This window comes from Desulfovibrio sp. JC010 (assembly GCF_010470675.1).
Taxonomy (GTDB): domain Bacteria; phylum Desulfobacterota; class Desulfovibrionia; order Desulfovibrionales; family Desulfovibrionaceae; genus Maridesulfovibrio.
Window position 1 is genome coordinate 124,982 of record NZ_VOIQ01000011.1, and the last position, 24,605, is coordinate 149,586.

Genomic DNA, 24,605 nt, shown 5'->3' on the forward strand with positions numbered 1-24,605 from the left:
TTTTATCCGGCTGCGGAGCAGTGTACGAAACAGTCAAATGCGGCTTCGATTTCGAAGACCGTGGCGATATTGTGCTGACCAATTGCCACCGTCTCTCGGATCGTGGGCAACTTTTTGCCGAGGTGGCGTGGACCTATTTCGAGAAGAATTACAATCCCCAGACCGGGCTGGTCAACGCGGCGGAGAATTATCCCTACACCTCCATAGGTGAGATTGCTGCTTACCTTTCCGCACTTATTTCGGCTCATGAAATGGATCTTCTGGATGAACGCCGTTTCTGCCAGCGGGTGGGCAAGTTGGTGGAGTGGCTCAATGCCATGGAGCTTTACGCCGGGGAGCTGCCTAATCTTATTTACAATTCGCATACCGGGCGCATGGTCGGCTTTGACATGAAACCGGGTAAGGCCGGATTCTCGTCCATGGATATCGGGCGGCTGCTGATCTGGTTGCGGGTGCTGAAAACCAAATATCCGCTCTTTGCCGAGGGTGTGGACCGGGCCGTGCTGCGTTGGAATTTCTGTATGGTTATCGATAAAAACGACACCTTGCGCAGTGGGCGTTTTGTGAACGGCAAGACTGAGTTCATCCATGAAGGCCGGTTGGGCTGGGAAGGGTATGCCGCGCGTGGCTATGAAATGTGGGGCATTGGTGTGAAGTCTTCTGTTCCTTCGCCACTCAGGTATATTGAAATTTACGGGCGCAAAATTCCCTATGATCCGCGTGATTCCATTACCACCGGGGTCCCGGTTTATCTCACATCCACACCGTTTTTGCTGGAGGGGATGGAGTTCGGTTATTCGGATCTGGGCAAGCCTGAAGAACATCACAGCGGTGACGATGCCCTCGAACGTTGCGCCATTGCCCGTGGAATTTATGAAATTCAGGAAGAGCGTTACCGCCGTGAGGGGATCATGACTGCCCGTAGCGAAAACGGGGTCGACAAGCCGCCATATGCGGTCATCGGCACCATAACTGCCGAGGGTAAGCTCTGGCCGACCATCTCCCGTGGCGGGGAAATGCATTATGATCTGGCCATGTTTTCCACCCGGGCAATCTTCGGCATGTGGTCCCTCTGGGATACGGATTACACTAAATTCATCATGGCTGCAGCGGCCTGCTGTTTTTTTGAGGAAGGACGCGGCTGGTTCGAAGGGCGCTACGAGAAGAACTGGCGTATCAATAAGGTCATGGTGCTGGAGACAAATGCGGTGGTCCTCGAGGCTTTGCTGCACCGCTTGGACGGTGCGCTGGTGAAGGTGGCCAAGGAGCCGAGTTATATAGATTTCTATCTGCGTAAAGAATTGCCCATGAGTGATTTTCCGCGTTGCCTGCCGAAGCGGCAAAGGGAGGATCTGTGATGCTTACGTCTTTGCGTACAATTCTTTTCGTAATTCTGCTGATCTTTGTCGTGTCCATAAGCCATGCGGCTTTTGATGGGGTGGGACAGCTGGTTTCCAGCCCCACTTTCGCCGAGGCAGTGGCTCTTTACAAGAACGGAAAATATGATCCTTCGGCCTTGTTGCTGGATGATTTGGCCCGCAATCTGCGCGGTATTTCTCCGGAAGTAAGTGGGTTGGTATTTGTCATGGCTTCGCGTGCGGCGGAAAATGCCGGAAATGCAAGGGCCTATGAATCATGGGGGATGGCAACAGCCCGTTTCGCCCGCGCAGGCATGAGTTGGCAGCAGGTTCGTTCAACCCTTGATCAGCAGCTTGAAATGGCCCGGCTCGGTGCTTCCGGCCCTGCGGCAGTGGGAACAGGGCAGTCGCCGGGATTTGCCGGTCCGGCAGTTAATCTGCCCCCGGAAGCAGGGAGACTGGCAACAGCTTGGAAGTTGTTCGGGCTGAAACATTACCAGCGACCCGCACCGGGATTGCGTCGGGAAATGACTGCCGACCAAATCTGGAATGAACTGGACGATGGGGTTGAAGCTCCGGTTACGGTAATTCCTTATTCCGAAGGCGTCTGGGGACAGCCGCAAAGTTCCGCGAAACTCAATGAGCAGAATTTCGGAGCGATACCTATTCCGCGTCCTGTGCTTAATCAGACTTCTGTGCTGCCCTCACATTTGAAAGAGGTTCCTCACGATCACAGCGGGGCGGCAGCTGCGGCATCTTACGCTGCATCCACACAGCAGAAAAAGCCCGCAGTCAGCGAGCAATACATGCGTGCTGCGCGCATTGCATGGAAATATTTTCAGCGCAATTATCAGCCTGCCACCGGGCTTTACAACGGACTTGATCTTTATGCGGTGACCACGGTCTGGGAGATTGGAACCTCTCTTGCCGCGCTTAACGCGGCTCACGCTCTGGAAATCATCACTGATGCTGAGTTTAAACAGCGGGCCGGACTTATGCTTCAGACCTTGTCTTCCATGGACCTTTACAACAACGAACTGCCCAACAAGCTTTATTTCGCGGATTCCGCACGCATGGTCGGGGAGGATCAGAAACCCACCTCCAGCGGAATCGGCTGGAACGGTCCGGACATCGGACGTCTGCTGCTCTGGCTTAAAAAGACCGCCGATCTGCACCCGGAATTTAAGCCCATTTGCGATAAAATTTTCCAGCGCATGCGCACGGAACGGCTGGTCAAGGACGGTGGGATTTTCAGCATGTCCGTTTATCTGAACAAGGAACAGCTTCAGCCGGAAGCGGGATTCGGCCTTCCTTCATACGCTGCCGAATCCTGTAAATTCTGGAATCTTGATGCGTGGAAAACGCGTGATTACCGTCCGCAACTCGGCTTCAAAAATGTCTACGGGATCAATGTCCCGTTCAATAAATCCGGTCCGGCCATATCGTCCACGCCTTTTGCATTGATGCTTATGGAATTGGGTCGATCCGGCAGTGAGCAGGATAGACTTATCCGCACTATTTACGAAGTTCAGGCTGCACGCTTCAAGAAAACCGCAAAGCTTACTGCAGCCGATACCGGACGAATTGACCGCAGCCCGTGGGTGGCTCAAAGTGCTATTATTACCAGTGGAGGCAAATCCGAGTGGCAATGCATCAGCCCTTATGCCGATACCTCCTTGCCGTTGTTCTGGGTTTCCACGGCAACAGCATTCTGCTGGGACGCCCTGTTTAACAATGCCTACACCCGCAAACTTGTGCAGGAGCTTTTTCCCCTGCACGATATTGAAAAAGGATTCATGGCCGGAAAGTATGATACCGGACAAATCAATAAAGCGATTACTCTTGAAACAAACGGTTTAATCTTGGAATCCGCCATGTATAGGAGGAATCAATGAGATATTCTTTACTGATCTTTATGCTTTTTATCACTACATTTGCGGGCTGTGCCAAATCTCCAACTCCTGATAATCCAGCTATACTGACAGTATACGGGGACGTGAACCGGGTCTTTGAAAAAAACAGCACTGATATTGGTTCCATTAATGATTTCATGGAAACCCACCCGGAAATTAAAGTTAAGCTCATTCCTGAATACAGCGAGTGGACCATTCACGAAGAAGCACTGCGCATGCTGCGCGATCCGCAGGCAGAGCAGCCGGATATTATTGAAATGCCCGGCAGCTGGGCGGCCTCTTTTGCCCGTGAAGGCCTGCTCCTGCCCATGGGCAAATGGTATGACAGCCTGCCGCGTCGGGAAAAAATGGATTTTCTGGAGCCTGCGGTTATCGGCTATAAATGCGGGGAAGAGCTTTACGGCCTGCCTGCGCTCATCGGGGTGCAATATCTTTATGGACGCAAGGACCTGCTCCCGCCCTCAGGGTTGCCCCAGACTCTGGAAGAGCTGGTCTCCGCCAGTCGTTACATCAAAAAGAAGCACAACATCCAAGGACTGATTTTTCCTTCCAAGGGGCTGAATCTCTACAAATTTTATTACACCCTGCTGCAGATTGTGCTCGATGGTCAGGAAGAGGAAGACCGTCTTGCCGCGCATATTGCAACCTATAAAACCTTCAAGATTCTGGTGCAGGAAAACCAGCCTGATTACGAGAAGTTCGATCATGTTGTAGCTGAGGGCGAATTCCGCTCCGGGCGGGCAGGTCTGTCCATCAACGGCAACTACGTCTGGTACCTGCTCAGCCTTTCCAAGAGCGTGGGCTTTCCGGTGCATCCTGAACATGTGACTGTGGGATTTCTGCCCATGCTCAAGCCTGAAGCGCATAGGGTCAACCATATCTGGACCCGTGGCTACGCCATTAACAAACGTACCAAATATCCGCAGCAGGCGCTTGAACTGCTCCACCACCTGACCTCCGAACGAGCTGATTTTATGCGCCTCAAAAACAAATACATCCTGCCCGCGCGCAAATCCGCGGAGCAGTATGGCGAGAACCTGCCGGGCATGGCTCCCGAAGCTGCCCGAGCACTCTACAACCGCAGCAAGGGCGATCCCGGAGGACTGGAACTGAACGAATCCCCGGACAACTGGTATGACACCGCCAGCAAAATGCTGGAGCTGCTCAAGGAAGCATTGAAAACAGATATGGAAACGTTGAGATTTGCGAGAAAAATGTTGGAGATCGAGAAGGGAAAGTAAACCAGCGCAAAGCATCAAACAAAGCGGCGAAGCCCTAGTAAAAAAGTTTGGGATTCTTAAACCCTTTTCAAAGGGTTTAAGGCCCCCGGCAGGGCTGCCGGAGGCAAACATGGCACATAAAAATAATTACGCACTTTGGCTCATCTTACTGCTGGCAACAGTGCTGCGTGTTTACGGTATTGCAGATGAAAGCTTGTGGATCGACGAAGGGCAGACCGTTGCTTATGCCACCAAAAGCTTCGCCGGGATAATTGAATATTGCGCCCGTGATGTTCACCCTCCGCTTTACCTTTTCATCATGCGCATCTGGACTGATCTTTTCGGCATTTCGGAAACAGCTTTGCGTATGATTTCGGCCATTTTCGGGGTGCTGGCGGTTTACCTGACATATAAAGTCGGCCTGCGGTTGATGAATCGTAACGGTGCATTGCTTGGGTCACTGTTCTTGGCAGTTTCCTACATGGGCATCAATTTTTCGCAGGAAGCGCGAAGCTATACCATGTTGCTTTGTGCCATTCTCATGAGCTGCCACGGTCTGCTAAAATTCATCGAGCGGCAGGATAAAGTAAATATTGCTTATTATGCTTCAGCTGTAGCCCTGATGCTCTATACGCACACCTTTACTGTATTCATCATCCTTTTCCACCAGATTTATTACATTGTGGACTGGGCTGGCAGGCGCGGTGAGCGGTTCAAGAGATTCGTGAACTGGGTTGCGGTGAACGTGGGCGCGCTGGTCCTGTTCGGGCCGTGGATGTATTTTTTGCTCAAGCAGGTGTTGGCCAAGCTTGGTGGGGAAGGCCCTGGTTCGTGGGTAATGGTCCCGGACCACATTACAGCTTACAGGACTTTTATCCAGCTGGCGGGCGGAGTGCTCCCGTTGGCGGTTACAGTGCTGGCAGTGCTAGGATTTGTGATTGTGAAGCTGATTCCGGCTTTGCGGGAGCGGTTCAGTGCGCCGCTGGAAATCCCGCAAGGACCCCGGTCCGTTCTTTTCCTGTCTCTTTGGTTTTTGTGTGCGGTAGTCACGCCTTTTGCTGTTTCGCTGGTGTTTTCACCCATCTATGTGGAACGTTATGCCATTCAATTCCTGCCCGGATTCTGCATGTTTCTGGGGATGGTTATGTCTGGTTTTTCGCCTCTGTTTTTGCGCTCGGCTGCGGTGGGGCTGTTTTTGACTGCCACGGCCCATGGGCTTTGGCTTTACTACACCACCTATGACAAGGAGCAGTGGCGCGAGGTTGCCGGGTTTATTGCGGAAGAGATCAAGCCCGGCGAGGCTGTAGTACTCAGCGCGCCGTGGATTTATGAGCCGTTCACCTATTATTTCGGCGACGACGGCGATCCGAGAATTATTCAGGCTTTCAGCCATGTGGATTTGCGTGGCGAAACAGGTAAATACGATACCATCTGGCTGGTGCAGGCTCATGAGTTCTTTTCCGATCCCGGCGGGGAGGTCCCGGCCCTGCTTGCTGAGGACCGGCTCATCAAACAGCACAAGGATTTCAAGGAAGGGGTACGAACCAACCCCATTCTGGTCCATTTCCAATCCATCCGGGCTACAAAATATGATGCTGGACGCATGCAGGATTATCTGCGTAAAGGCGGTGAAGGTTCCACAACCGGAGCTTCCAAGGCGAGTATTGTCTCCGGGCTGGCAGACAATTTGATCATTGAAAAACAGCACATCAGTCAGACCGGCGAACATTCTTTCAAGACCGGTCCGGATTCAAGGTTGCGGTATCGTTTCGTTCAGAAAAATCGGGCCGGGGAGGGTGCTATATCTTTCCGCATCCTGCCTGAGTGGAAGGATGAAAAGATCAAGCGTATGCTCTTTATGGGCAAAGGCCCGAAGTGGGATAAGGGATCGGTATTTCTGGAGCTGACCCCGGATAACCGCTTGCAGGCTATTTTCTTTAAAGATGGCTACAGCGGCATGGTGCAGGGACCGCCCACAAAGCTTTCAAAACAGTGGCATACGTTGAGCATTGTCTGGGAGCGCAAAAAAGCGTCCATTTATCTTGATGGTAAACAGTACGCTGTCGCAGGCTTGCCAAAGCCATTTCAGCCGGACTTCAGAACCCTGCATCTGGGCGCGGATCATCAAAATAAATTCCCGGCAGCAGCCCAGTACGATGACTTGATGATCTTTCAGGCACCGCTCAGTGTAGAGCAATCCGCTCGCTTGCATGAAACAGGAGAGGGTACTCCTACGTACTGGTATGATCTCGATTTGAGCGGGAGACGGATTGCAGGTAATGGCCAAAAAGGTTTTGTCTCCGGGCGTGACCAGTTTTTTACCGCTGTGACTCCGCAAACAGACTCATCTGGCCCTAAGGCCGGGGAAATTTCTTTCACTTTTATCCCGGACTGGTCTGCAGGTGATGGCAAGCAACGCGTTCTACTCGCTTTTAACGGTCAGGATTGGAACCGCGGTTCCATGTATTTGGAAAAAACTCCGCAGGACTTTTTGCAACTTATTCGCTGGGAAAATGGAAATCCGTCCTGCGTAATAGGTCAGGAGATTAAAGATTGGAAAAAAGGGAGAGCGCACAAAATAAGTGTTTCGTGGAATGCGGGAGGAATCGGAATAACCATCGATGGCAAAGAACAGAGCGGTAAATGCGATCCCCAGTCCCGGTCTGTCTTCAAGTCACTGAGTATAGGCAGCAGCCTTGGCGGCGAGCTCCCGGCAGAGGGTGAGTATTCATCTGTGGTATGGGGAGGAATGAAGTAGTTGGGTGGGGCTGTTTATGACCATTTTTTCATGCATGCCACCGTCTGTGTTCTACGGATGCGGTTTTCATCCATGTGTAATTGAGCTGCGACCCTCAGCTTCAGCTGAGTCTAGAAGTCTATGATCCAGCGTCATTTCCATTTCCTGTAGAAAAACTAACATTTTTAAAAGACTATAAAAAAAGCCTGTTCACGCGAACAGGCTTGAAATATCAGTGTAGCGCGGCATTCGTTTTTGACACTCGCGCCACCCGCTTTTAACACCAATCTCGCCAAATTTTGGCCGGGGCGAACCTCTATTTTTGTGGGGTCTGTCCCGGCCATTTTTATATCCTTAATTTAACGATGGTTTAGGGTACGGAAACGTCTTCATCTTGAGGCGTGGTTGCCAGTTCTTTTTGATGAAATAGATGTACCGGAATTGTCTTAGCTTACACTTCACAGCCCTGTCCAGATTGTCCCGCAGATAGCGGCCACGCTGCCCCATCTTCTTGTGGGCTGTCAGCAGCATGGGGTGATAAGCCTCGCCGTCCAGCTCATAGAATGTGGTGTAATGGAAGCCGCAGTACACAAAGTTGCTAGCCTGATAGACCACACCCAGCCCGCCGCACCGTTCATCAGCAAATGACTGAATCCATGCACAGCCCGGAATAGCCGCCTTGATATACTTAATGGCGTATGAAATCGCCATGCTCTCGCTGTTGCGCGGGGCCTCATCAGACAGCCACATCCGGTTCAGCTCCAGATATTGGCCGACCACCGTGTCAGCTACGATGCTGTTAGCACGATGAGGGTTTAGAGCATAGCCGAACTGCAATACCCCGACCCGTTTACCGTCCATAAACACGCCCAGATGCACGTAGCTGTTGTTCACAATCCGATGTGAGTAATGGTGTTTAATAATGACATCCCTTGCCTCAGCAACCGGGATTTTCATTACATAATAGTCCTTGTTGCCGAATCCGGCCACAGCCTTTGTACCGTGGATATAACCCTTGGTCTCACTAGTTGGGAGCGTAATTTCTCCCGGTTCCGGTGGATGAAATGGTTTTCTTGCCATTTGAGTCCCTTCTGGGAAGCTCACCGGCTTGCTGGTTGGTGCTCGTGGCCCTCATGTGGTTGTATGTCCCGCATCGGGGGCATTTAATCTCAATGTCAGTCGCATGTCCTTTTGCCAGCAGCTTGTCGCACTGGCCGCATCTAATTTCAGCTTTCATTATGGTTGTTTTACGTCTGCCCAAATGATAACCACCTTATCCGCGTGATCACGCTAACGGAGTAGCGGGTTATCTCGGCGTGTTGTTGGTGCAACACGGTGGGCCGTGGTGCGGTGCTCGAACACCGCGCCGGTTGGGGGTTGCTGCCCCCGACCTACTCCAAATCGTACCCCGGCGATTCAGCACTTTTTTTGCTGAATCGCCAGTCTTTTTCTTGACTTATTTAGCTGTCAAAGATATATTTAACCAACTGCAATTAAAAGCTTTTATAGCGTTAGCAGTAGATCAAAACATACTCTTTCTTGAGTGCCTCGGCTCCCCAAATGGCCTCTACTGCCATTCTATCTGCTTCGTTGAGCTGTGAGCCGGAAATTTTCTTAAAGTCGGTTACAACGCGAATTAAACGGCCCCGTTTTTGGTAGCCGTGTGAAACTGATACGAGCCGTCCAATACGGCATGTATCTTCATTCCACCTTTTCCCGTACTGACGTATTTCATATTTCTTTTCCCCAGAACGGAACGGCAGATAGTGCTCTGTCTTCAAAGCCATGAAGAGCGGTCTTTCCTTATTCATTAAACCAGTCCCTTGCTCTGCCCGGTGGGTGTTTCACATTCAATCTGGCAAATGTAGCCGTTATCATCCAACGAATGTTCCACCCGCTGAATCGTCCAATCTCCTTCCAGACCGGGAACGCCGGAAACCGCCAATGCACATTCTGCGGCAATGGTAGGATTGCCGCCTGTGGTCAGTGATAATGTAGCGGTACCGCGTTGCAGTTCGTTGAATTTTGCTTGCGCCTTGGCGCGGGCTTCAGCCGGGGTTGCGCTGGAGCCTCCTAGACAAAAACAGGGCTTGCCGCTGCCGACCTTTACGGTCATGCGCTCGGCATCGTCCAACGAGTGCCAGTATGCTTTGACACTTTTATATTTACCTCGGCTGGCGGCGATCATATCCCAGCGTTCCAAATCGGTACGCTTGAGGGCTATGGATGGCAGCTTTTTGCCGCTGACCGACTTGGCTTCACCACGCGGAACAAACAGCAATTTAGACTCAACCGGCTTTGCAACGGCATCGTGATCCGCAGCCACGCGGGTCAAAAAATGGAGGTCTGACTCCTCAGTCTGATCAATATGTTGCAGCGCGATCCCGCCGAGCGCGGGGGCAACAACCGGGGTTAAATCATGGTCTGCGGCGATAGTTTTAACGATGTCGGAAATAGTTTTTTGATCCCAGCTCTTGGTTTTCGGAGCTTTGAGGGAAATACGCATATTAGCGGCATGAGCCTGAATGGTCAGAGTATCAGGAGGGCCTGACACAGTAATATCCCCGGCTGTAAATAGCCCCATGCGGGTTAGGCCCGTTTCTGCATAGCCCATGAACACTTCCAGCTCGGCCCCGGTGCGCGGAATGGCGATAGCTCCATCGCGGTTATCCAGCTCAATCTCAACTGCATCAGAATCCTGCCCGGCCTTATCGGTCACGACCAAACGTTTCAGGCTGTCGGCAATCTTGGCAGTGACATCTACGCTGTCAGCTAAAATTTTAAACTTGGGTGTCATGGCTAATCCCACAGCTTGATGGTTGCGGCCTGCTCGGCAGTTTCGTCCAGATCAGGGAAGATGATAACCACGCCAGCTTCAAACTTAGTACCTTTAGCGGCTAATCCGGGATTGGCCTCCAGCACGGCAGTGACGGCACCTTCACGCCCGTATTGGCGATAGCACAGTTCATCCAGCATATCGCCGTCTATGGTCATGTATGTAGTGCTCATTTTTTACCCTTCTTATCTTCGCCGTAGATGCCCAGCTTCAATCCAAATTCCTGCCGCTTGGGTGCGCCGCCTTTGAAAAACTCCGGGCCTTGCTTCTCGCTGACCTCTTCAATGCAGTACTTGCCCCACACTTTACCCCGACCATCAACCAACACCAGCGGTTTGCCTTTACCTGCTTCAGCTCTCATCTTGTTGAGCTGCTCAAGGCCGGAACGGAATTGTGGAAATATCAGGCCGGACATTTCAATGACATCATCGCCCGGCCCGACATACTGACGGGCAGGCAACCTGCCAATGCGCTCCTGCTTTGCCCATCTATATGATGTAGTACGAGTCAGCTCCTGATAGGCGGCAGTATCAATGGAAAATTTATAGTAGTCTCCCAGCTTCATCATTACTCTACTAGACGCCATCGTGCAGTGCTCCGTTATTCCGCTGTTTGCGTTCAATCATCGCCATGACCTTGCGGGCCAGAGCCTCGGCTGATTCACCGGGCTGCTGGGTGATATGGAAGTGGTTTACAGTGTCGCCCTGATGCTGATGGACCTCTTTAACTATCTGCTGGGTGGAATCTGTGCGTGTGGTATTATCAATGTTATTTGTCTCGGTATGGGTGACCAGCTCCGCTGCCTCGCTTCCGGCAAACTCCCCGGCGTATGAGCCGAGGACCGCGCCGAGAATTCCACCGAGAGCTGTACCAACAACAGGAACAACAGAGCCAAGAGCCGCCCCGGCCATGGCTCCGCCTGCGGAACCGGCCATGCCTCCCAGACTCCCGCCAATCTGGCTGGAATCACCGGAGCTGACCGCGCCAACGAGGTCCAACGCATTCAGAGTAACGCCAACGGGGGCGGCTGCTTTGCCAAGCGTCCTAAAAATTTTACTATTACTGAATTTACTGAAAAATGCTCCAGCCTTGTCGGTTATCCGTGAGAATCTACCGGACTTGGAAGCGGTACGCGCTGCCCGAACTGTACGGCCTTTGCCGGATTTACGGTTCTTGCCGTCACCCAGATCAGCACCGCGGAGTGAAGTATCGCCGGGCCAGTTGGTGACTTTGACGGGCGTGATCCCGCTGGAGGCAGCGGTGACACCTTCGGAAATTGTGCTTGCAACAGAAGCATTTTTGCCCTTGCCGAAAAAATCACGTGTAGCTTTGATCCCACCCCATACTTTACGACCAGCAAGGAGACCGCCCACTCCGATGGCGGCAGTCGACAAAACGCCTAAGGTGTTCTCAACGGCTTTAGTGGAAAAATTGCTCAGATAGTCACCAGCCCAACCGACAATCCCGGACAATTTGTTATCCACAAATTGTTCCCAGATTGTACCCATGTAAGTCAGGCCAGCATTAAACGTTTTAGCCATGTTTCGTGACTTCTCAATCAGAACTTTTTCATCTGAGCTGACCGATATAGCTTTATCGTGAGTCTTTTTATTTTCTTCCGACTTGAAGGCGAGAAAAAGCTTACTGGAGTCTCCTGTGAAAACCCCGCTTTTGGTTATTCTATCTATGTCACCATCTACAGCAGCAAGAATCTCATTAACAATCTGATGGACAGCCTTTTTACGTCCATCATCGCCAGTGGCTTCGACTCCAAATTTTTCGCGTATCTGATCACCGCGCCCGCTATATTCCCGCAGGAAAGCCTGAACCGCTGTAGAAGAAGCAGACACATTGTTGGTAACCCCGTGAAGCCCCTGTAATAGCGCTCCCACTTCCCTTAAACCTTCCATCCCTTTTCTATTCAGGGTTTCAGCATAGGCACCACTTACTTCCGGCAAGTAGGTAACCATGTCTTTTGCCTCAACTGCGCCGACATCACCCTGAGAAGAGATAAGAGCTAAAATTTCACTTATATTCTCAATGCCGAAGCTTTTACCACTGGAAGCAGACAAGGAGCCAATCTCAAGGCCAGAAGAGCCGTAAGCCTGAATACCTAAAGCTAAAGCACGTACATTTTTAAACGCACTTTCAAAGTCGCCTGTTTTGGCAACGTATTCTTCTACTGCCCCAAGAAGCTCGTCTGGCCTGATACGAATGTCCTTGTTTTTGGCTACAGCGTAGATAGTTGATTTCAACTTATCCATCTGGTCATCAGTTGCACCGGCAGCATTTTTCAAACGCACCATGCGCTCCTGCAAATCACCTACTTGCTTACCAGCTACCCCCAAACCGAGACCGGATACCATTGCCGTGTAGCGGTTATCCAGAGCATCAAGACCGCGCCCGGTGGCAGCCGTCAGTTTCTCCGTTGCACGGAGCTGCTTAAGATTGGCCTTCAGCTTCTGGCCATAACGCCGGGCAGACTGCCCAGCACGGTCAAACGTGCGGGAAAGGACTGAGGTTGCGCGGCTGGTTTTAGTAGTAGCGCGTTGTTCACGCTCGGAAGCACGGGTGATGACACGGGCCTGCCGGGTTGCGGTCTTACCCACATCCTCAAGCCCGCGCTCGGTATCATTCAGTGCTCTTGTCAGCTTGCTATCTGTCCGCGCTGTAACGCGAATTCCGGCTACCATTTCTTTCATAACTGCTTTGCTACCTCAGTCCATTCAATTAATTCAGGGATGGTCATATCCAATATTTCAGAGAGGGGTTGCCCTAAGTCGCGGGCTGTTCGGGCGCACCAGACTCGGAGGTCTCCTGCGGATCGGATAAAGGGGCATTCTCTACCTCTTCTCCGTTCAGAACCTTCTGCAACTGCTCGTAATCGTGCTCTTTGAGTTCTTCGATAAAAGATGACGGTACACCGCACAGCTTCGCTATGAGGTTCACTTCTTTCAGCAGCGGTGATCCGCTTGCTTTTTCCATTTCCAGAACATCTTTAATCTTGGTCAGCCGCATGGTCACGGTATCCGTGGTCACACCTTCAATTGTGACAGGATAAGCCAGCTTGATGGTGCGGATCTCAGGGGGAAGGACTTTTCCTTTTTGGGTTTCCTTCTGTTCTTTTTCTTCTTTATTGTTCATTTTAACGCCTCATTTAAATGGTTATTTAATGCCCAGCGCGGTACGGACACTTTCCAGCTGATCCACACCGTCAATCTTGCGGATAGAGTTGGGGACATCAATTTCGATGAGTTCTTCTCCGGCAATTTCCAGCTGATAATAGTTGATGGCTATTTTTACTTTCAGACTGGAATCATCGCCAGCTTTCCATGATCCGGGGTCCATCTCTTCGAATGTGCCGAGAATGTCTATGATGACCGCTTCTGCCTCAGCTCCATTCCGGCGGACAGCACCACGGAAGGTCACCATGACGTCATCACCACTGAGTATGCCGAACTTCTTGAACAGGTCAGGGGTATACTCAGCAAACGTTGCTGTTGCTTCCAGAGGTTCCATACCCATATCAATTTTAATCTCGGCATCCATGCTGCCAGCACGGTGTCCGTTCATCTTCAGCTTGAGCTTCGGCGGCTCAAGCTCGGTAACTTTCCCCAGATAGGCATTCCCATCAACAAATGCCGTAAAATTTTTAAGTACCTTGGGTAAATCGCGATGCATGTTTCCTCCTTATGCGGCAATGGCCTGCGTTACCATTTCGTTGTAATAGTTGCCGTTACGATGCGCCCTGAAAGTCATACGTTCGTTAGGCGCGGGAGCTTCGCAGTCGAAATCATACCAGCTACGTCCTGCCCGAAACTGTTCGGGTGAGTTGAGTTCGGGGTCCAGCCAGCACTTGCCACCCAACAGCGCACCCAGATTTGTCTGATGACGCAGGAACTTATTCACGCTTTTGGCTACATCACGCAGCAGCTGCGAGGAATACGGGCGGTCAATTGCCCAGAGCATGGCTTCTTCAATGGATTCATAAACCATGTCGTGAGCACGGCGGACGGACAGGAACGCCCATAGCGGATCAGTCGCGCATGAACGGTCTCCCCACAGGCGGTATCCTTTGTGGTGAACGACTGTCGCAACTTCGTGGGAGTTCAGGTAATTGGAATCACTGTGTTCATCGTTCATGCTGAACTGAATAGGCCGGGCAATACCTGTAACACCATTCAGCAACTGGTTGGACGGTGACCACCAATAACCCAACTTGCTATCTGTATAGCTGATACGTCCGGCCACACGTGAAGAGACGGGTTTGCATATGTTTTTATTCAGGGTTGTATCCCAAACCATGCACGGAGGATCGACTACATAGACACGTCCACTGCCAAAATCCTCACGATATGTAATTGCCGCTTCGTTGGTAGTGTTGGGACCGTCAGCGACAGTCACAGCCCGTGTACGGTCACATATTCCTACCAACTCAGATACAACCGGGTTGGCTGCGTTTGAAATCCGCTGGGAGGTGAAGCCGGGGGCAATCAGGATACGAGGTGTAACCTTTACCTCGGACTCAGCAGCCAGAAAGGCATGAACCCCGGAATGATTCGCGCCACTGCCGACAATATTGGAAATTGTAGCCTCGGTATCAGCTCCCTCAGGAACACGGACCACCACAATAGTAGCTCCGCCATGATCAAATATGCCGTCTATGGCATCGGGCAGTGTGCCGCCGGTGCCGAGTTTGGCAGCCTTAAGCTGGCTGCCTGCAATCAACACCGGTTCATTTTCAGGGAACACAGCGTTGTCCGCATCAGGTGCGGTGCCAACCAGACCGATAACGGAGGACTTAACCACCGTGATGGGTCTGGCTCCATTGTCGATTTCAAGCACTTCACATCCGTGAAGATAATCAGTTAAAGCCATGTTTAATCCTCCTTGCGGCCTATAACTACAGTCCGCAAAACGTTAATCATCTGACCCTGTGCGGCCAGTACTTCCTCAGTTGTTTGGGCATTTGCCAGTGCAGTCTCTGCGGCGGCCAACTCGTCATGAGTCGGGGTGCCGATCATGTTAGGGTCGACCAGCCTCACGTCAATTTTGTATGCCTTGCCACCACAAACAACATCCATTCTGGAGTGTTTACGGGCGTAATCGAAAATCCATCCGGCAATAGTCGGTATATTTTTTTTGATGATATCGAGCATATTTTTACCCCTGTTTATCCATGTTAATAACAACCTCATCAGCCGCCGTGAGGGTTCCCACAGGCGGTTCCACCTGCACCGCTATTTTGCGGAACGAGGTGGCCTCGACCGTTTCGGCTGTGTCGATAACTACAGCGTTGGGGTTGACGGGATCGTCATCGGTGATGAGAGTGGCGGATTCGATGCTGACGGCGGTGTAGTCGTCAGCGGTGAATACCGCGTCCTCGGCTCCGGTTGCTACGGCGATGGCGGGTACTGGGGCGGCGGCATCAGGAGGATTATCCAAAGCGGCAGCCGTGATATCAATTTCAGTCGCGCATGTATCACCATACAAAATCGGAGTAGTCGCTGTTGCGTCGACATAAAATTTACCGCCTGCAGAAAACGATATATCGTTAACATAGACGTTATCCACCACAACAGATGGGGACGATGATCCTGCCGGGATCATTTTGAGATATCTATTCGGATGAGCATACCAGCTGATAAACAAATTTCCATCATCGTCATAATCCAGAGATTTGCACTGTATTGCTGCGGTGATATCCTGCCATGTCCGTCCATTATCAATGGACCGTTTCACAGGGAAACCATTACCACCAATAACCAGCTCTCCGTTAGGACCAACGGCCAATGCTTGAGTCAAACTCACTCCGGGACCTCCATCAAGGACTTCGGTTACCAGTGCTCCTGTTTTTGCATCATGCGTACGCACTCCCCCGCTATAGATCAGCACTCCCACGGTATCTGAATTGATAATCGCCACGGCTCTGGGGCCTGCGTTATATCCAGCATGCGTATATACCGGGGTAAACTCAGTTTCACCCGGCAACCTCCGATGCAACTTGGCCCGATACATATCCACAGCCCAGACAGAACCATTAGGATGAATAGCAACACCCTGCCATTCCCGCGATCCTGCATAGGAGGATACAAATGGGTCCCAGCTAGTCCCATTCCAACGATATAATTTTTTATCGCAACCAATCCATAATTCTCCGGCGCTGTAATCAACACAGCGGATTTTATCATCAGCAGGCAACGCCCATGATTTGAACCCAGAAAAATCGCTGAATGCCACACTGCCCGCGTTAACAATACCGCTATCCAACAACAGTTTATCCCCTGCGCTGATACCGGGATTACCTGCAATCACCAATTTCGCATTGGAAGTGTCAGGCAACAGCGACCACAGCTGGATCAGGCGCATAACAACTCGCACCTGATGCGAAATCCAGTTCCCCTCGCCCACATCCTGCAACACAGGATTACTGCGCAGCACAGCTCCGGTATCCAGCGCAACCCCGGCTGCGCTGGCCTGCATGTACTCCAGCCATGTGTCGCCCACATAGACCGCCTCATCTGCGGATACAAATGCGGGTGCGGTATGGATTTCAACACCGATGGCCCACTCAGACCAACCGAGTACGGTGCCGCGCTGACGACCCTCAATTGTATAATCACGGCCTGTTTTCAGCAGCCCCGCAATCAGTTTATACGGTTCGCCTGCGGTCAGTTCCGGTGAGGTCCAAATAACCACGCCATCACCGTTTTTAACCTGATACTGATCAGCTGCATGAGTATCAGCACCGCCCACAACCTCAAATGCGGACATGGACAGCATGGGCTGTTCGTATACATTGGTAGTACTGGATAACAGCATAGTGGGCCGTTTGGGATAGGTGAATTCTGCGCGGGTGGTCCAGAGTGTAGCCTCGGCGCGGACACTGATCAGCCCGCCGGAGACATGGTGGATACATGCGGAGCGGTACTGGTGGGACTCGACAACAATACCGCTGGGTAGCTCATATTCAGTCAGAGCTGTAGTCAACGGTCCGCTGTCATGGATAGGGGTTGCAAATTTTGTATCAGCCGCCTCGGTCAGCAACCATGTGGTGGCGTAATGTTCCGGCCCCTTGAGTATGGTGCTGTGCGGCAGGCAGCGCAACAGCGGAGTTGCGCCTACGTTGTCATCACCGTTGACCGGAGCCAGCATGGTGGGCTGGGGGGCGGCCATGGATTTAAACAGGTTGGGATGGGCGTGCTTGTCGTTGTTATGGTCATCGAGATCGAGCAACGATGCGCTGTAAAAACGATCTTCAATTACAATTCCAACTTCTGCATTGGGGGACACTGTGACCGCAACACTGACTGGGGCCTCCAGCGGAGTTCCACTCTTGTCATGAAAGTACGATGCCTTTTCAAGGGGAACCCAGTCGGCCATATACAGAACTTCACCGAAATCAGGATGTTCAGCTGTAACACCCAACTCGGTAACGTGAAATCCGTTTTCCAAATCATCGTTAGTCACCAATCCAGAGGCAACTACTTTGGTGCCATCCTGCTCAACTTTGGTAACGGCAATTTTCCTGCGAACGTCAACCAGCTCGTCAGGAGCACCGCTGGCCTGAAATTCATCAGTCCATGTTCCAGCCCCAATCAGAATATTTTTCAAAACTAACTTTGTACCAGCCTGCGTCTTAAGCAGAAGGTCGGCTCCCTTGCTGGGCCAGCGCATTTTTCTGAAATCACTCATTCCGCAGCTCCTGTTATGCTGAATCCTAGCCGGATCATTCCGGCGGTGTTTATGTGTTCAATTGATGTAGATATATCTGTCGGTGACAGCATTCCGGTAATCGGAAAGCTCATGCGAACAATTGCAGCTCCTGCTACCGGGGCAGCTTCCGAGGTAACATCACTGCTTAAGCTGCCAGTAATGGAGAATCCTATACGCGGTAGCCCGGCTACACTTGCGGCTGCCTGTTCTGTGTAAGGAATCTGAATGGCATCAAGCTCTTGACTTTGCCGTTTGGCAACATGGTCAGCTATCAGGATGTTTTCGTAATCAGCTTCATCCATACGCCCGTAAGCCCGGAGCTTATAGCGGTCATGACCACCGCCATATTCGGGCCACTCAAGCACATCCACCTCGTAACCAAGGGCCGCACACATCTGCTCAACCGCGCCGGGAGTCCCTTTGATCCAGTGCAAGCCAATGCTCTCAGCAACCACGGTGCGCTTTACTTTTTCCGGCCAATCCTCGTCCCAAACATCCACGGACAAGGCCCAAGCCAAATACGGCAAAACAGAAATATGGCATTCCCACGGGTTCCACAGATTGCTAACCGGTGTAAGATCAAGGTCATCAATTCGGGCAGCATCAGAGGCAGCCCGTTCAAGCTGGCTGGCATTAGGGGGGAGCAGAGATTCACTCATAACTGCACCACCTGAATATTGATTGCAGTACAATACGGAGCTTGCCATTCTTTACAGGCCAGACTTTCAACCGGCTTCGGCATCTGGACATCAACCACACCCGCAACAGTCAGTGCGGCGTTGATGCCGGAAAGAGTCACCCGACCTGCAATCTGGTGGGCATTATCAGCGTATTTCTGCGCGGCATCCTCAGCGGCAGCCGCAACCACAGCATCGGACGGGCCATTGGCAACAGTCAGGACGGCATCAATCTCGTACTCAACAATCTCAGCTGCCCGGACAGTCAACAGATCACCCTGCGGACGAACTGTGCGGTCTGAAAATATGTTCTCAACTTCGGTGATGGTTTCCGCCGAGGGGGTGCCGTTGCCGTTACGACCCAGCACGGCCAGCTCAATGCAGCCCGGAGCCGTGCGCCGGGAACGTGCGTCCTTTACTTCGGCAGCTTTTAATGCGTGAAATCTGTAGCCCTCACCCGGCCCGGCCACGGAGAATCCTTCCGGCGCAAGTTGGGTGCGTGCTTTGAAATCATCATTACCTTCATAAGTGGGTGCTATAGGAGGCTCGGCATTAGGATCACCCGGATCAAGCAGCTTGCGTTCAATGGGAACCAGTGCGGCAAGATGGTCCAGATTAGGACCGAAAGCATAGGCCAACATTAAAGACTTTGCTCTATCATTGAATTCCTGCCGGAGATTCATTTCATCATAAGCTGCTTCCTCCAGAATCTTATAAATAGGATCGGATTCAACAATTGAGGAATACTCAGGGTAATCCTTTTTGAACTTTGCAAGCTTGCGCTGAAAGATGGTTTCAAAGTCCAGCTCTTCAACAACCTGCGGAGCTGGAAGCTTGGCAAGGTCAATGCGGCTGAATCCGGCAGCGATACTCACAGCACTATCCTCTCAAGCTTAATGGTCTCACCATCCGGCAGATATTCACCTTCCACAGCCAATTCCCAATGGCCCGGCTCCGCACTGGTCACGAAAACCTGCTCCAACCTGAAACGAGGTTCCCAGCGGTCCAGAGCCACGGCCACAGCGGCAAACACATCAATGAGGGTGTCGGCGTTCATGGGCGCGTCAATCAAATCAGGAACATCGCTGCCATACTCCCGGCGCATCACGCGCGTATTAATGGGAGTAGTCAGGATGTCCTGAATGGATTGATGAAGATGGGCATAACCGGCCAGCGGTTTGCCCGTAGTCGCACACACGCCCTGCATGATTAGCCCTCGGTCTCAGCTTTGGCTTTTTTGGAAGTCTTAGTGGAAGTTTCCTTTTTCACTTCCACCTTACCTTCCAAAAGCAGGTAACGTGCTTCCACTTCGGTCATTTCCACAGTTGATCCGGCTTCCTGCCAACCTTTGCCGTGAATGCGAAAACGCACGAGTACGTTATATTTTTTAGTTTCCATCATTTCCTCCGTTGGGTTCGCTGGTTACATCCCCGTTTTCGGGGTGGGTGTGATGCGCATTGGATACGCCCATAGAAATAGTGTCGCAGTTGTGCTGGATCAGATCACCGTCACGATGATCAATCTGACCTCTGATCTCACCACCACCGCCATGCTGACCGAGGCCGTTTCTGATAACTCCGTCCAAGTCCAGATAGGGGCCGGACATCCTAACCCCGGTTTCACTTTCAAAAGCAATCTCGCCTTTGGCGCGGCCTGTAATCTGGCCTTCAGTTGCGGTCATGTCGACGTTGCCTTTGTTGGCGGTGACATCGATGTTGCCCTCAAGCGCAGTGGCCTTAATATCGTCACCGGCTACGGCGATAATGTTGTCACCGGCTACCGCTTTGATGTCGTTATCGCATTCCAGCAGTGAGGAACCGGGGACATAGGCATGAAGAAAATGAGCCTCTTCATCGTATTCGATTACCGCGCCGTCTTGATATGTATGGCGGTGCAGCGTTGAACGATTGCCGCAGGCCGGGGCGGCGGTCTGAAATATTGCGGGGAGAACCACGCCCTGTGCGAGATCCCCGCCGGGAGACAGAATCATGACCTGTTCTCCAATCGTGGGCGGCCACCAGCTGATGTCCTTCCCGGCGCGCTGGGTGATCCACGGCAACCAATCAGTGACCACATCGCCGGATTTAACCCGGACACAGGCCTTTTCATAATCAGCCTCGCAAATCTTGCCGATGCGCAGGACATTCTCAAAGCGGCGTATAAGATCGGCTACGGTTTTATCCAAATTACGATGCATCATTTTCCCCTGCGCTGACTATTTCGACGTAGTCGTCTTCGTGATCCGCGCCGATGTTGGGGGCTTGGCCGAGCATGATGGGGCGGAGGGTGACGCCTTCGTATTCCTCGACAAGCGGATTATCGTCCTGCAACTCAATAGACTGTTCCCAGCTCACGGCCCACAAGCAGGCATTAGTTCCTTTGCAGGATGCGGACATGTTGTTGGCAGATACATTTTCGGGTGCTTGCATTTTCCACTCATCGTCCAGCATCAGCATGATGCGTCCGACCAGATTTAAAGCGATGTCACCCGGATCAACCCTATGCTTGCTTTCGTCCCTGCTCGGAGTCACCAGCACAAATGCCGCTACGCGCATTATCCCAAGACGACCTCCGCTGTAAGGGGGACGTTGAATAATGCCCAAGCTGGAAATCAGTATTGCCGGGTTGCGTGTAGATACTGTGAAAATATCCTTGGCAGTAAACCGTCCGGTGTATTTCTTCACAGTTTTGCAATCCGGGAAATGCTCCTTAAAAACTGCTTTCATTCCATCCAATGCACTGTTAGGCATCAAAAGCCCCCTCAAGGTCTGCCATGATGGCATCTGCTATATAGCGTTCATCTGTTTCGGAAATTCCTAAGTAGGGCCGGGCGGTGATAATGGTCTTATGTCCACGCCCGGTTTCCCCGCCGAACTGGTGGATAGCTGCCTGCACCTGATTTGACCCGGCAACGGCTGAATCATCATCAACGAAGTGGTCAAGCAAATCCTGCATGAAACCACCGGAGACCAGCAGGGAATGTTCATCACCGCGTGTCTTGGCGTAGCTCTCGGCCCATGGCTCCCATGCGTCACCTTCCGGGCTTTCCTTCTCGGTCTGGATTCTACGCCGTGCTCCAGATTCAAGCTGCGACCCGATGGTGTCCAGCGCATCATGAGAAAGCGGATGCTCCGCAAGCTGATTCATGACTTCTGCCAGCTGTTTGCAGGCTGTGAGGTCAACTTCAATCTGAACAGACATTTCTAGTATCCTTTGTTGCGCCCGAAAAGACGAGGCGGGCCGGTTACAACCACGGCCCCCGCACTGCTGGTGGTCGCTTCATTAGAATCATCGTCCTCATTCATGCCCGGCAGGTTCACATCGCCTTTGCTGATTTTCTCCAGCAGCTTGATTGCGTCCTCATGACGTTTGCGCAAGTCTTCAGACAACGCACTGTCTGGGCGGCAAACCTTGTAGCAGGCCAGATCAATGCAGATGTTAGCCAGTGCTTCCAGTGCCTTGGACGGCTCCATAACCGGAACCGCCCAACGCTTGCACAAATATATATCGATAAGCGATGAAGCGTCTGTCAGAGCCGTGACGATCTTGGCGTCACCGGGATCGGCATCAACTTCAGGAGCACGGGTCAACAGATCGTCTTCAGTCGCGTACATGATTATTCAGCCTCGCCGGATTCGTTGTTTTTCCCGGTCTGTTCTTCCAGCCTCGCCTGGTAGAAAGTCCATGCTTCGCCGATTTCTGCGGCGGTAACATCTGCACCCAGAGCAGCTTCAACAGCCTTGACTGAGGGAGTGCCGGACTGAGTCATGTCATCGGGACCGAGCTGAGTGAAAACATCAATAAGCTGGGCAAGGCGTTCCTTGCTTGCGTCAAAAGCTTTCTTGGTTTCGTCTTCAAGGATTTCGGAAGATTCGGAACCGGCAATGCCGTCTTTGATTGCTTTCACTTCTTCGGCACTGAGGCCGGTTGCGGTTTCTTCCGGCTCTTCCTTGTCCGGTTCATCTTCAACCGGCTCCAGCTTGATCATTTTTTCAGCCTGAAGGATCGCCCACTGTTCATCGGTGAAGTCTTCACGGGAAACGATTGCTCCTTCATGGGGCCAGCGTTTACCGCAACGACAAAAGCCTCTTTCAGGAACTGCGGATACTTTAATTTTGATCATTTAAACGCTCCTTAAAGCCAAGGTGAAACCAGAACATCAACGATCTTGGCGTTGGGGTTAGCTCCGGCATTTTCGTTGGTTTCGGCTACGATTTTGGCTGCCGCAGACCGCAGTTTCGGGGGAACAACCATCAGTGAAGGAGTAATACCCATGGGCTTGCCTTCGTCGGATTTCAGTTCCTGCATTGAGGCATAAGCAGCTTCAAAGTTATCTGCATTGAGTTCTACTTTTGCTTTGTGGGCCATCTGCCAGAAGCTGAAACCAGCATTACAACGCATATCAACGCCGTAACGGAATTTTGCTGAGGTGAAGACCTGCTCATCGTCTTCCTTGGTCATGCTGACCAGCTTGGGCTTTTTGCGGCTCTGGAAAATGAGGGGTTTAATGGCGCGGGTGCAGTCAAGCAGGTACCACGGCTGTGCAGCTCCAGCAGTTACGTTGCTGATAGTTCCAGCACCTACAGGGTGATCGGTGTCAAAAAAGTACTGCCCGTCATAGCAGAGTGTTGCTTCTCCAGCCCCCAGCAACGCGAATACAAGCTGGTCGGGAAAAATACCCGCAGCACGTCCGAGTTCCTGCATGAGGGGTTTATATACGCCGACGGCATCGTCTTCGATGTCTGTGCGTTTTACCCCGACAGTCCCTTCATAGGACTCGTTAGTGAGGGAGTAGCCGTGAGCGGCAACATCCTTGATTACGCGGTCACCGATCCATTTCCGCAGGCTGGGCATTTCACCAAGCCAGCCGTATGTGTTAGATGCTGAGGTAGACGGAACTTCGGTTGCAACCTGATTCCAGTGATTCGGAGACATAGCCAGACCGGCTTTAAAGTCGGTACGGTAAGTTACCCCCAGCGCGGCAAGCAGTGCGTTTGTAACAGCGGCCATTATTTAGCCTCCTTTTCTTTAAGGAAATCAGCTTCACTGGTCCCGGTCAGGCGGCAGGCAGCGCGTTCTTCATCAGTCAGGCTGCCCGGCTTCGTTTCCAGCTTTTTGTCTTCATTCGCACTGGAGACAATCTCCGGCGCGTTCTTGACGAACTCTTCAAAGTTTTTCAGCCCGTCTTCGGCCTTGCAGGACGCGACATAAAACGCCTTATTCGCCGGGGCTATCTTTCCAGCTGCGATAGCATCATCAACAGCTTTATTGATGGCCTTGTCGGTCTCTGCTTCGTCACGATCCTTAAGCTTCTGCTCAAAGGAATTGGCACGGTTGACAGCCGCGTCATAGTCTGAGCGGGGAACATACTTAAGCAGGTCCACCGGCTGCTCGGAATTGCTGGCCTTCCCGGAATCATTCTCCTGAAGCTCCGCAATGCGATTCATTACGGTTTCTTCTGAGGAGTCTTCCGGCAGACCCAATTTTTTGCACAACGCTTTCAGGTCCACATCTTCCTCCGTGGTTTCATTTTCTTGGTTTAAGGCGGTAAGATGGAGGTTGGGCATGTTCGTAAGACCAGCACTGTGCAATTGGGAAATGACCCCATCCTTGGTGTAGCTAAACACCGGAGACAGATAACGGTACTTGCGACTTTCAACAGCCTCACGGCCTTCATCGTTCCAATCCACGCGGCCCCATGTGGCACCGTCACGGATTTCCAGCTCCACAATCCACGCTACAGCGGGTGCGGGTTCACCCTTCGGCCCTTTGATTTCGGTTGAGTGCTCGTAATCAATGGGCGGCGTCTTAAGGTCCGCCGCAAAAGCTGCAAGCACAGCTTCGGGATTGTTCTTCCAGTTACGGCCATCACGTCCTTCAACGCGATCCCCGGCGGGAATCAATTCAACCCATTCCGGCGCGGCCTTGGAATCTCCCAGCTCAAAGCAGATCGCTACTGCTGTTGCTCGGTTTGTGGAAAATTGTTTTTTCATGGTTTGCTTGTGGCATGCTGGAAACAAAAAAAGCACCCGGAACAGTTCCGGGTGCTTGATCTTTTTTTATGCGCATATAAACGCCGTGTACGGCGTTTATATTGGCAACATGGTAACGTGATTAATAAATTGCTAAAAATGAAAAATTAAACGGC

At 51.9% G+C, this 24,605-nt stretch carries 27 protein-coding genes; 4 read left to right on the forward strand and 23 right to left on the reverse strand.

The genetic code is table 11. The annotated features are described in order from the left end of the window. Window positions 1-20: 20 nt before the first annotated feature. The 4 genes from FMR86_RS13720 to FMR86_RS13735 all read left to right on the forward strand — a co-directional run bounded on the left by FMR86_RS13720 (window position 21) and on the right by FMR86_RS13735 (window position 7,249). Window positions 21-1,358 (forward strand): DUF3131 domain-containing protein, encoded by a 1,338-nt coding sequence (locus FMR86_RS13720; RefSeq protein ID WP_163351971.1) that lies wholly within the window; start codon window positions 21-23, stop codon window positions 1,356-1,358. Further along, on the forward strand, window positions 1,358-3,253 hold the full coding sequence (locus FMR86_RS13725) for a DUF3131 domain-containing protein (RefSeq protein WP_163351972.1): 1,896 nt from the start codon (window positions 1,358-1,360) through the stop codon (window positions 3,251-3,253). Before FMR86_RS13720 ends, FMR86_RS13725 begins: the two co-directional genes overlap by 1 nt. After that, complete coding sequence (locus FMR86_RS13730; RefSeq protein ID WP_163351973.1) at window positions 3,250-4,512, forward strand: ABC transporter substrate-binding protein; 1,263 nt, start codon at window positions 3,250-3,252, stop codon at window positions 4,510-4,512. Before FMR86_RS13725 ends, FMR86_RS13730 begins: the two co-directional genes overlap by 4 nt. A gap of 109 nt (window positions 4,513-4,621) precedes the next feature. Then, window positions 4,622-7,249, forward strand: coding sequence for a glycosyltransferase family 39 protein (locus FMR86_RS13735; protein ID WP_163351974.1), 2,628 nt, complete (start codon window positions 4,622-4,624; stop codon window positions 7,247-7,249). 333 nt (window positions 7,250-7,582) lie between these two features. Here FMR86_RS13735 and FMR86_RS13740 read toward each other — a convergent pair whose 3' ends face one another. The 23 genes from FMR86_RS13740 to FMR86_RS13850 all read right to left on the reverse strand — a co-directional run bounded on the left by FMR86_RS13740 (window position 7,583) and on the right by FMR86_RS13850 (window position 24,450). Next, window positions 7,583-8,308, reverse strand: coding sequence for a hypothetical protein (locus tag FMR86_RS13740; protein ID WP_203544897.1), 726 nt, complete (start codon window positions 8,306-8,308; stop codon window positions 7,583-7,585). Further along, window positions 8,253-8,465, reverse strand: coding sequence for a Com family DNA-binding transcriptional regulator (locus tag FMR86_RS13745; RefSeq protein ID WP_163352046.1), 213 nt, complete (start codon window positions 8,463-8,465; stop codon window positions 8,253-8,255). Before FMR86_RS13745 ends, FMR86_RS13740 begins: the two co-directional genes overlap by 56 nt. Window positions 8,466-8,739: 274 nt before the next feature. Next, window positions 8,740-9,039, reverse strand: coding sequence for a hypothetical protein (locus tag FMR86_RS13750; protein ID WP_163351975.1), 300 nt, complete (start codon window positions 9,037-9,039; stop codon window positions 8,740-8,742). Beyond that, a complete protein-coding gene (locus FMR86_RS13755; protein WP_163351976.1) occupies window positions 9,039-10,025 on the reverse strand; it encodes a contractile injection system protein, VgrG/Pvc8 family in 987 nt (328 codons plus the stop codon). Before FMR86_RS13755 ends, FMR86_RS13750 begins: the two co-directional genes overlap by 1 nt. A gap of 2 nt (window positions 10,026-10,027) precedes the next feature. After that, window positions 10,028-10,237: a tail protein X gene (locus FMR86_RS13760; RefSeq protein WP_163351977.1), complete on the reverse strand. Its 210-nt coding sequence runs from the start codon at window positions 10,235-10,237 to the stop codon at window positions 10,028-10,030. Continuing rightward, window positions 10,234-10,650 (reverse strand): phage tail protein, encoded by a 417-nt coding sequence (locus FMR86_RS13765; protein ID WP_163351978.1) that lies wholly within the window; start codon window positions 10,648-10,650, stop codon window positions 10,234-10,236. Before FMR86_RS13765 ends, FMR86_RS13760 begins: the two co-directional genes overlap by 4 nt. Beyond that, complete coding sequence (locus tag FMR86_RS13770) at window positions 10,640-12,766, reverse strand: hypothetical protein (RefSeq protein ID WP_163351979.1); 2,127 nt, start codon at window positions 12,764-12,766, stop codon at window positions 10,640-10,642. Before FMR86_RS13770 ends, FMR86_RS13765 begins: the two co-directional genes overlap by 11 nt. A gap of 73 nt (window positions 12,767-12,839) precedes the next feature. Continuing rightward, window positions 12,840-13,208 carry a phage tail assembly protein gene (locus FMR86_RS13775; RefSeq protein ID WP_163351980.1) on the reverse strand — a complete coding sequence of 123 codons (369 nt, stop codon included), beginning with the start codon at window positions 13,206-13,208 and terminating at the stop codon, window positions 12,840-12,842. Between the two features lie 21 nt (window positions 13,209-13,229). Then, window positions 13,230-13,745, reverse strand: coding sequence for a phage major tail tube protein (locus FMR86_RS13780; protein ID WP_163351981.1), 516 nt, complete (start codon window positions 13,743-13,745; stop codon window positions 13,230-13,232). A 9-nt stretch (window positions 13,746-13,754) separates the two neighbouring features. After that, a complete protein-coding gene (locus tag FMR86_RS13785; RefSeq protein WP_163351982.1) occupies window positions 13,755-14,942 on the reverse strand; it encodes a phage tail sheath subtilisin-like domain-containing protein in 1,188 nt (395 codons plus the stop codon). A gap of 2 nt (window positions 14,943-14,944) precedes the next feature. Then, the gene (locus tag FMR86_RS13790; RefSeq protein WP_163351983.1) at window positions 14,945-15,223 is read right to left on the reverse strand and encodes a hypothetical protein; all 279 of its coding nucleotides are present in this window, start codon (window positions 15,221-15,223) and stop codon (window positions 14,945-14,947) included. 4 nt (window positions 15,224-15,227) lie between these two features. Then, complete coding sequence (locus FMR86_RS13795; RefSeq protein WP_163351984.1) at window positions 15,228-17,759, reverse strand: WD40 repeat domain-containing protein; 2,532 nt, start codon at window positions 17,757-17,759, stop codon at window positions 15,228-15,230. Continuing rightward, window positions 17,756-18,439, reverse strand: a complete 684-nt coding sequence (locus FMR86_RS13800) for a phage tail protein I (protein WP_163351985.1) — start codon at window positions 18,437-18,439, stop codon at window positions 17,756-17,758. The genes FMR86_RS13795 and FMR86_RS13800 overlap by 4 nt, the downstream gene beginning before the upstream one ends. After that, window positions 18,436-19,332 carry a baseplate J/gp47 family protein gene (locus FMR86_RS13805; protein WP_163351986.1) on the reverse strand — a complete coding sequence of 299 codons (897 nt, stop codon included), beginning with the start codon at window positions 19,330-19,332 and terminating at the stop codon, window positions 18,436-18,438. Before FMR86_RS13805 ends, FMR86_RS13800 begins: the two co-directional genes overlap by 4 nt. Next, the gene (locus FMR86_RS13810; RefSeq protein WP_163351987.1) at window positions 19,329-19,664 is read right to left on the reverse strand and encodes a GPW/gp25 family protein; all 336 of its coding nucleotides are present in this window, start codon (window positions 19,662-19,664) and stop codon (window positions 19,329-19,331) included. The genes FMR86_RS13805 and FMR86_RS13810 overlap by 4 nt, the downstream gene beginning before the upstream one ends. Window positions 19,665-19,666: 2 nt before the next feature. After that, on the reverse strand, window positions 19,667-19,855 hold the full coding sequence (locus FMR86_RS13815) for a hypothetical protein (RefSeq protein WP_163351988.1): 189 nt from the start codon (window positions 19,853-19,855) through the stop codon (window positions 19,667-19,669). Continuing rightward, entirely contained in the window at window positions 19,845-20,657 is an 813-nt protein-coding gene (locus FMR86_RS13820; protein ID WP_163351989.1) for a phage baseplate assembly protein V, read from the reverse strand. The genes FMR86_RS13815 and FMR86_RS13820 overlap by 11 nt, the downstream gene beginning before the upstream one ends. Then, window positions 20,644-21,207, reverse strand: a complete 564-nt coding sequence (locus tag FMR86_RS13825; RefSeq protein WP_163351990.1) for a hypothetical protein — start codon at window positions 21,205-21,207, stop codon at window positions 20,644-20,646. Before FMR86_RS13825 ends, FMR86_RS13820 begins: the two co-directional genes overlap by 14 nt. Further along, on the reverse strand, window positions 21,200-21,658 hold the full coding sequence (locus FMR86_RS13830; RefSeq protein WP_163351991.1) for a phage virion morphogenesis protein: 459 nt from the start codon (window positions 21,656-21,658) through the stop codon (window positions 21,200-21,202). The genes FMR86_RS13825 and FMR86_RS13830 overlap by 8 nt, the downstream gene beginning before the upstream one ends. 2 nt (window positions 21,659-21,660) lie before the next feature. Continuing rightward, on the reverse strand, window positions 21,661-22,071 hold the full coding sequence (locus FMR86_RS13835; RefSeq protein WP_163351992.1) for a phage protein Gp36 family protein: 411 nt from the start codon (window positions 22,069-22,071) through the stop codon (window positions 21,661-21,663). Window positions 22,072-22,073: 2 nt separating this feature from the next. After that, complete coding sequence (locus tag FMR86_RS13840) at window positions 22,074-22,580, reverse strand: hypothetical protein (protein WP_163351993.1); 507 nt, start codon at window positions 22,578-22,580, stop codon at window positions 22,074-22,076. 11 nt (window positions 22,581-22,591) lie between these two features. Continuing rightward, window positions 22,592-23,467: a Mu-like prophage major head subunit gpT family protein gene (locus tag FMR86_RS13845; RefSeq protein ID WP_163351994.1), complete on the reverse strand. Its 876-nt coding sequence runs from the start codon at window positions 23,465-23,467 to the stop codon at window positions 22,592-22,594. Further along, window positions 23,467-24,450, reverse strand: coding sequence for a phage protease (locus FMR86_RS13850; protein WP_163351995.1), 984 nt, complete (start codon window positions 24,448-24,450; stop codon window positions 23,467-23,469). The genes FMR86_RS13845 and FMR86_RS13850 overlap by 1 nt, the downstream gene beginning before the upstream one ends. Between the last annotated feature and the right edge of the window lie 155 nt (window positions 24,451-24,605).